Below are 7,318 nucleotides of genomic sequence, written 5' to 3'. Positions count from 1 at the left end.
GCGCAGGGCCACGCCCTCGGGCAGGAAGCCGAGGCGCAGGCCCGCCACCAGGATCGCCGCCACCGGCACCAGGGTGACGGGGTGGCCGGCGATCCGCAGGCGCAGCACCGCCCGCTCGTTGCGGCAGAACAGGGCCTCGACGCGCTTCAGCGCGATCGGGTTCACGTTCCAGGTGTCCCCCCAGATGTGGCGGACCGATTCGACCCGCAGGTCGTGGGGGGCGTGGAAGCGGTGATACATCCCGGCGGTCAGCCGCAGGGTCGCGTAGGCGCCGCCCTCGTGGGCGCGGGCCAGCTCCGCGTCGCCTCCGAGCAGGTCGGCGAGGCTGTACGAGAGGCCCTTGATCTGGAGGAGCCGCCCGGCCTCGATCCGGCCGTGCGCGCCCAGGATCGCGTCGCTGGGGCTGACCAGGATGGCCGGGTCCCCGGCGACCGGGCGGGCGCCGGGGCTCAGGGCCCGCACGAAGGCGGCGTGCAGGCTCGGGAACCGCGTCTCCCGGGCGTCGGTGAGATCGACGTCGCAGAACAGCCGCCAGGTGGCGATCGAGACGTCGCGCACCAGGGGCTGCTCGATCCGGCTGAACCAGCCCATGAATCGGGTGGCGAGCCGGCGCGGCAGGCGGTTGGTGAGCAGGAAGTTCAGATCTTCCTGAGCGCCCACCTGCGCCAGGGCGCGTTTGAGCCGTGATCCCGAAACCGTCATCATGCCGTGAACCGCCTCCGATACGGCGGGGGGCGATGTCCGCACTCCTCGCCACCCTGTCCGCCACCGCCGCAGCCGCTTTGGTCGCCCTGCCGAAGGCCGCGCAGCGCCTTCAGCTGTCCCGGGCCAAGCATCCATCCCTCACCGGCCACGCCCGGATGGCCCTGCGCGTGGCCGGGCTGATCCCGCACTACGCCTACTCGCAGCGCGCGTTCTTCCGCTCCGACGACCCGGACGAGACGGTGGCGCTGCGGCGGGAGAACGGCTTCGCGCGGCTCTCCGAACTCTACCGCGCGCGGTTCGCCCGCACCCGGGCCGAGACCGACGCGGTCCGCGACGGCCTCTCCGACCTGCAATTCACCGGGCTGTACCGGGTGCCGTTCCAGTATGCCGGCCAGGTGCGCGCGCATCTCGGGGCCGGGGCCTTCGCGGCGGCGTCCGACGGCGTCACCGTCACGGATCTCGACGGCAACGTCTTCTACGACCTGGCCGGGTCCTACGGGGTCAACCTGTTCGGCGTGGATGTCTACCGGGCCTGCCTGGATGAAGGCGCCGCGAAGGTCGCCGCCCTCGGGCCGGTGCTGGGGCCGCTGCACCCGGTGGTCACCGGCAACGTCGCGCGGCTCAAGGCGCTCTCGGGCCTGGACGAAGTCTCGTTCCACATGTCCGGGACCGAGGCGGTGATGCAGGCGGCGCGGCTGGCCCGCTACCACACCGGACGGCGCCGGATCGTGCGCTTCTGCGGCGCCTATCACGGCTGGTGGGGTGAGGTGCAGCCGGGCATCGGCAACCCGGTGCCGACCCGCGACACGCTCACCCTGGCCGACATGTCGGACCGGACGCTGCGGGTGCTCTCCAGCCGCCGGGACGTGGCTTTCGTGCTGGTCAACCCGCTCCAGGCCATGCATCCGAATGCCGGCGCGCCGTCCGATTCCGCGCTGGTCGACAGTGCCCGCAAGGCCGCCTTCGACCGCGAGGCCTACACGCAGTGGCTCGCGGCTTTGCGCGCGGTCTGCACGGCCAACGGCATCGTGCTGATCTTCGACGAGGTGTTCCTCGGATTCCGCCTCGCCCGAGGCGGGGCGCAGGAGTATTTCGGCGTGCGCGCCGACATGGTGACCTACGGCAAGACCCTGGGCGGCGGCCTGCCGGTGGGCGTGCTGTGCGGCCGGGCCGACCTGATGCGGCGCTTCCGGGACGACCGTCCGGTGGACATCTGCTTCGCCCGCGGGACGTTCAACGCGCATCCCTACGTGATGGGCGCCATGAGCGCGTTCCTCGACCGCCTGGAGACGCCGGAGGTCGCCACCCTCTACCGCGACCTCGACGCGACCTGGGACACGCGGGCCGCGCGACTCAACGCGCTGCTGGCCGAGGCCGAGTTGCCGGTGCGGGTCGCCAACATGTCCACGGTCTGGACGGTCCTCTACACGCGGCCGTCGCGCTACAACTGGATGCTGCAATTCTACCTGCGTGCCGAGGGGCTGGCCCTGTCCTGGGTCGGGACCGGCCGGATGATCTTCAGCCTCGCCTACGACGACGCGGCGTTCGAGACGGTCGCCGCCCGGTTCGTGGCGGCGGCGAACGCCATGCGGGCGGATGGCTGGTGGGACGGTGGCGCCACGACCGACAAGGCGATCCGCAAGGCGATCCTGCGGGAGGTCGCGGCGATCCGACTGGGCAAACTCGGCGCTCGTCTCGGCCTCCGGTCACCGGACCAGGCCTGATCGGGTTTCCAAAGGGCCTCCGGCCCTTTGGCAGGGTTCGGGGCGTGCAGCCCCGAGTTTGCAGGGCTCTGCCCTGCACCCGCAAAAGGTCCAGGACCTTTTGAAACCTGGACTTTGCCCGGCATCACCGAGGCGGGGGGAGCCCCCCGGCTCGGCGAGGCCGGGTAACGATCAGGCGCCGTGCTCGTGCGGCTCGTGCTCTTCGACCATCTCACCCTGCAGCAGGGCCAGCGGCGCCTTGTGGTAGAGCTTGATGTCGTGGAACGGGTCCGTGAGGATCTTGGTCGCCCAGACCAGACCGGTCTGTACGTCCCGCACGAAGAACAGCTGGACGGTGCGGAACAGCAGGCCGGCCATCGCGAGCCACAGCCAGATCCAGCCGACGTTGCGGATCAGGTCGGTGGTCGTCTGGTGCGGCGAGATCAGGCCGAACAGGCTCGGATCGAAGTAGAGCGGCAGCGGCGACAGCGCCCAGATCGCCAGCAGTACGATCTTGCGCTGCAGGTTGTAGCCGACCTTGATCTCTTCCTTGTGTTCGTGCGTCGCGTGGTTGACGTGGTCGTAGCCCTTCGGCTCGAAGAACAGGTGTCCCGCCTGCCGGCTCGTCATCGCCAGGAGCCAGCCGATCAGCGCCGCCGTCGCGGGATCCTTGAAGGCCACCGCGTAGGCCACCAGAAAGCTCACGGCGCTGACCACGTGCAGGCTCTGGTTGATCCGGTTGTGGTGATAATATCGGTGGTCGTCCCAGCGCTGGACGCGCAGGGTCTCAAGAAAGCTCGCCATGCCGTGCTTCTCCGATCGAGGGTGGGGGGCGGGTCAGAAGGCTCGCGCGGTCAGGCGTCGCGCTTGCGCAGGCGGATGAGGGAGAAATGGCCGAGCGGCGGCAGGGCCCGGCGCTCCACGACCTCCACCGGTGCCGTCGCGGCCCAGGCGGCGTAGCGCTCCCAGGAGAACTCGGTCCGCCATCCCAGGCGGCTCGTGATCGGCATCAGCGTGTGCTCGATCAGGCGCCGCAGGCCGCCCTCGGCCCCGATCCGGGTGGTGATGACGATCTCGCCGCCGGGACGGAGCACCCGGGCGAACTCGTCCAGGGCCGCCTCCGGGTTCGGCACCGCGGTCACGACGTACTGGGCCACGACCACGTCGAAGGACGCGTCCGCGAAATCGAGGTGCTCGGCGTCCATCACGGCGAGGCGCTCGACGTTGCGCAGGGCCAGCCGGGCGACGCGGCTGCGCGCCTTCTCCAGCATCGGCGCCGAGATATCGATCCCGACGATGCTGGCGGCCCGCCGATAGGCCGGCAGTGACAGGCCGGTGCCGACGCCGACTTCGAGGACACGCCCGCCGATCCGCTCGGCGGCGGCCGCCGCCAGGGTCCGGCCCTGGGCGAAGACCGGGCCGAACACCAGATCGTAGACCGGCGCCCAACGGCCATAGGCCTTGGCGACGCCGTCGCGATCGAGGTCGGGACCGAGCGTCGCCGCCCGCGGTGAACCGGTGCCGTGCGTTCCGAGGGCCATGAGGGTCCTGTCTCTCGCTGTCTGTCGGGCTGAGGCACCCGGCCGCCGGCCGCGCCGCGGGCCGATGGATCCGGGGTTCGGGGAAAGGCGGGCTCAGGCCCGGATCGGGACCGTGAGCGGTTCGAGCCGGCCGCTGGCGGCACTGTCTCGGGCGGGGGGCGGACGATCCGCCGATGACATCACGGACATCGCGAGGGCCCGGCGATCAGGCGGGACGGCGGCGCGGAAGGCGCAACATCAAGCGGAACGTCATCGGCCCCACACCGTATCCCCGCGGCGATCTTTCCGCCGGCAAAGCTATGATTGTCGTTTGACGATGTTGTGACATCACAAAAGGTTCTTTTACGGATATGCACTTCGCTGGCAAAGCATTCACGCCGCACCAAAACCGGACGACATCGGGGATCGTCTTGCGGCGCGGCCTTACCGGATGGATGCGTCGCTTTGGAAACGGCGTCGCCGACGCCGCGACCGACGGAAGCCACCCGCTTCGATGGCCGTGCGGCGGCGTTCACGATGATGGCAAATGGCCGGCCGGACGCCTCAGCGCGCGTGCGCGCATCGGCTATGGTCCGAATACAACACGGCCGGCGGACGGCGTGGCCGACATCATCTCGCCCTGTTATCGACGAGATGTTCCCCGGTATCGGTTGAGAAACGTGGCGCGATCTCGCGCCGAAGGAGTGTTGGGCGTGATCGAACAAATGCGGCGTATGACCCTTGCAGTGGCGGCGCTCGCCGGGCTCGCCGGCGCGGCCGGACAGGCGGAGGCCGCGCAGTGCGGCAACACGGCGGCCGGGTTCGAGACCTGGAAGCGGGAATTCGCCCAGGAGGCGCGCGGCAAGGCCAGCGCGGCGAGCCTGGCGGCGCTGGAGACCACCAGCTACTCGACGGCGACGATCTCGGCCGACAGGGGCCAGCGCAGCTTCAAGCTGTCGCTCGAGCAGTTCCTGGCCAAGCGCGGCGGCCCGACCATCGTGTCGAAGGGCCGCCAGCTCAAGCGGACCCATGCCGCGCTGTTCGATTCGATCGAGCAGCGCTACGGCGTCCCCCCGGGTCCGCTCCTGGCGATCTGGGGCATGGAGACCGGCTTCGGGGCGGTCCGCGGCAACGTCAACACGCTCTCTGCGGTGGCCACGCTGGCCTATGATTGCCGCCGCTCCGAATACTTCACGGATCAGCTCTACGCAGCCCTGACCCTGGTCGACCGGGGCCTGCTGTCGTCGAGCACCCGCGGCGCGGCCCACGGCGAGGTCGGCCACACGCAGTTCCTGCCCAAGAACGTGCTGACCTACGGGACCGGCGACCTGAACAACGTCGGCGCCGCCCTGTCGTCCACCGCGAACTTCCTGAAGGCGCATGGCTGGCGCCCGGGTGCCGGCTACCAGCCCGGCGAGCCGAACTTCGTGGCGCTCCAGGGCTGGAACGCGGCGACCGTCTACGAGCGGGCGATCGCGCAGCTGGGCAAGCAGATCGACAACGATTGAAGCTTGGCTGTTAGCGAATACTGTTCGAGCCGATCGGGTTGAACCGGTATTGGCCCGAAAATGGTCCCGATCGATCCTGAATCGACCACGCAGCTGCCGCAGAAAAGCCGGCCCGGTCCCGCTGTTTCGTCCAGGCGGGGCCGGCCGGCCCATCGAGACCCGTCGACGGTTCCAGAGGACCGCGGTGGCGATGATCCGGCAGGCGCCCGCTCCGCGACGAGAGCATTGGCGCCCGCATGGCTATCGACTCCGTGCCGCTCGGCGGCCCCACCACCCGGATGGCACGCCGCTCCTGTGCGGGCCCGCTGGCGGTCTTGACCGCCGCGGTCGCGCTGGCAGCCCTCGGGACGGGGCTTCAGCCGCCCGTTCAACGCGGCGACGACCTTTCGGCCGTTCCCGACCGCCAGAGCATGGCCGTCGAGTCGGCTCAGGATACCGTGCCGCTCGCGGCGGAAGCGCCCGCCGACGAGGCCTGGCGCGACGCCACCGGTGGTCCCCTGTCGCGCTGGGCGTGGTCCGGTATCGAGCCCTCCGCAGCCCCGTCGATTCCGGACCCCGTGCCGGAGACCCAGGTTACGGAGCCCCCGCGCGCGGCGATGACCGTTCCGCTCCCGGTGCCGCGGCCACCCGAATTCCGGTCCGCGCGCGGACCCGATCTCGGCCGCAGGGCCGAGCGGCGCGTGGCCCGCCGCGAGTTGCCGCCGCTTCCCGTGCAGCCCCGCGAGGACGACCGCTCGTTCCTGGAGAAACTGTTCGGCGTCGAGCGCGCGCCGGCCCTGGCTTACGCGGCCCTCGAGAGCCGGCCCGCCGACCTCGTGCCGCAGCGGCGCATCTCCCCGCCGCTCGCCCCCGCCGACGCACGCCCCACGGCAGGGACCGCGATCTACAACATCGCGGCGCGCATCGTGACCTTGCCGAACGGCGAGAAGCTCGAAGCGCATTCCGGACTCGGGGAAGGTCTCGACGAGCCGCGGATGGTCAACGTGCGGATGCGCGGCCCGACGCCGCCCGGCACCTACGATCTGAAGGAGCGGGAGCAGCTGTTCCACGGCGTACGGGCGATCCGGCTCACGCCGGTGGGCGGCAACGAAGCCGTGTACGGCCGCGTCGGGCTGCTCGCCCATACCTTCATGCTCGGACCGCGGGGTGATTCGAACGGCTGCGTCTCGTTCCGCGACTACGAGCGGTTCCTGCAGGCTTACCTGCGGGGCGAGGTCCAACGCCTCGTGGTCGTGGCCGGCACGCAGGATCCGCTGCCGAGCCTGGCCGCAAGCCCGGCCCGCACCCAGATGGCCCGGAACGGGAACTGATCTGCCTCGGTCGGGCGGTGGCTCCCGCCTCCGCGCGTCAGGCGAAGGGCTCCGTTTCCATCACCGGGACTCGGCCTGGATCAGCGCCTCCACCGATTGAAGGAAGCTGCGTCGGGCCTCGGGCTTCGCGTCCTTGAGGTACGCAGCGATCAGCGCGAGCAGGTAGGCGGTCCCCGCGTCGGCGGCGCCCTGAGCGACGGCCGCATCCTGCCCGCCCCCGAAAAAGACCGAGATTGGCAGGTCCAACGCGTCCGAGATTCGGGCGAGCCGTTCGCTGGGTTCGGTGCGGGTCTCGTCTGAGTCCCTCGTCATGAACGCCTCTCCGGACGCCGGCCGCTCAACAGGCTGGCATACAATATTTCAACTTCAATATTCCCCTTTAGGGACATGTCGCCTCGGTCGACATGATGAAGCAAGGTGCAAAATCGAATATGGCGCTTAAAAATGGGTCTGGCGCAATCTCGATGCAGGGGGGCTCATGGTATACCGATCAGCCGAGCTTCGAGCAGGTCGAGTTTGGCGCGGCCGAACATCTGTCGCTTCACGAGCTTCAGGCGGGTAATCTGCCCTTC

Annotated in this window: 7 protein-coding genes; 3 read left to right on the top strand and 4 right to left on the bottom strand. The window is 70.0% G+C overall.

From position 1 onward, the window contains the following. Window positions 1-705, bottom strand: a 705-nt coding sequence (gene asd, locus FV228_RS16070; protein WP_147855543.1) for an archaetidylserine decarboxylase, incomplete at its 3' end; no start/stop codon positions are given. 32 nt (window positions 706-737) lie between these two features. Here asd and FV228_RS16065 point away from each other — a divergent pair. Next, window positions 738-2,429: an aminotransferase class III-fold pyridoxal phosphate-dependent enzyme gene (locus FV228_RS16065; RefSeq protein WP_147855542.1), complete on the top strand. Its 1,692-nt coding sequence runs from the start codon at window positions 738-740 to the stop codon at window positions 2,427-2,429. Window positions 2,430-2,600: 171 nt separating this feature from the next. Here FV228_RS16065 and FV228_RS16060 read toward each other — a convergent pair whose 3' ends face one another. Both FV228_RS16060 and FV228_RS16055 read right to left on the bottom strand, forming a co-directional pair. Beyond that, window positions 2,601-3,212, bottom strand: a complete 612-nt coding sequence (locus FV228_RS16060; protein WP_147855541.1) for a hypothetical protein — start codon at window positions 3,210-3,212, stop codon at window positions 2,601-2,603. A 50-nt stretch (window positions 3,213-3,262) separates the two neighbouring features. Continuing rightward, window positions 3,263-3,949: a methyltransferase domain-containing protein gene (locus tag FV228_RS16055; RefSeq protein WP_147855540.1), complete on the bottom strand. Its 687-nt coding sequence runs from the start codon at window positions 3,947-3,949 to the stop codon at window positions 3,263-3,265. A gap of 704 nt (window positions 3,950-4,653) precedes the next feature. Between FV228_RS16055 and FV228_RS16050 the strand changes: the two genes are divergently transcribed. Together FV228_RS16050 and FV228_RS16045 are read left to right on the top strand one after the other, a co-directional pair. Next, on the top strand, window positions 4,654-5,436 hold the full coding sequence (locus FV228_RS16050; RefSeq protein ID WP_187277776.1) for a lytic transglycosylase domain-containing protein: 783 nt from the start codon (window positions 4,654-4,656) through the stop codon (window positions 5,434-5,436). 236 nt (window positions 5,437-5,672) lie between these two features. Further along, complete coding sequence (locus tag FV228_RS16045) at window positions 5,673-6,746, top strand: tlde1 domain-containing protein (protein ID WP_147855538.1); 1,074 nt, start codon at window positions 5,673-5,675, stop codon at window positions 6,744-6,746. 60 nt (window positions 6,747-6,806) lie between these two features. Here the strand turns inward: FV228_RS16045 and FV228_RS16040 are convergent, their stop codons facing one another. After that, window positions 6,807-7,058 carry a hypothetical protein gene (locus FV228_RS16040; RefSeq protein WP_147855537.1) on the bottom strand — a complete coding sequence of 84 codons (252 nt, stop codon included), beginning with the start codon at window positions 7,056-7,058 and terminating at the stop codon, window positions 6,807-6,809. Window positions 7,059-7,318 lie beyond the last annotated feature (260 nt).

The organism is Methylobacterium sp. WL18 (assembly GCF_008040015.1).
GTDB classification, from domain to species: domain Bacteria; phylum Pseudomonadota; class Alphaproteobacteria; order Rhizobiales; family Beijerinckiaceae; genus Methylobacterium; species Methylobacterium mesophilicum.
Note: the sequence above shows the minus strand (reverse complement) of the source record. Positions and strands in the feature narration are given on the sequence as shown.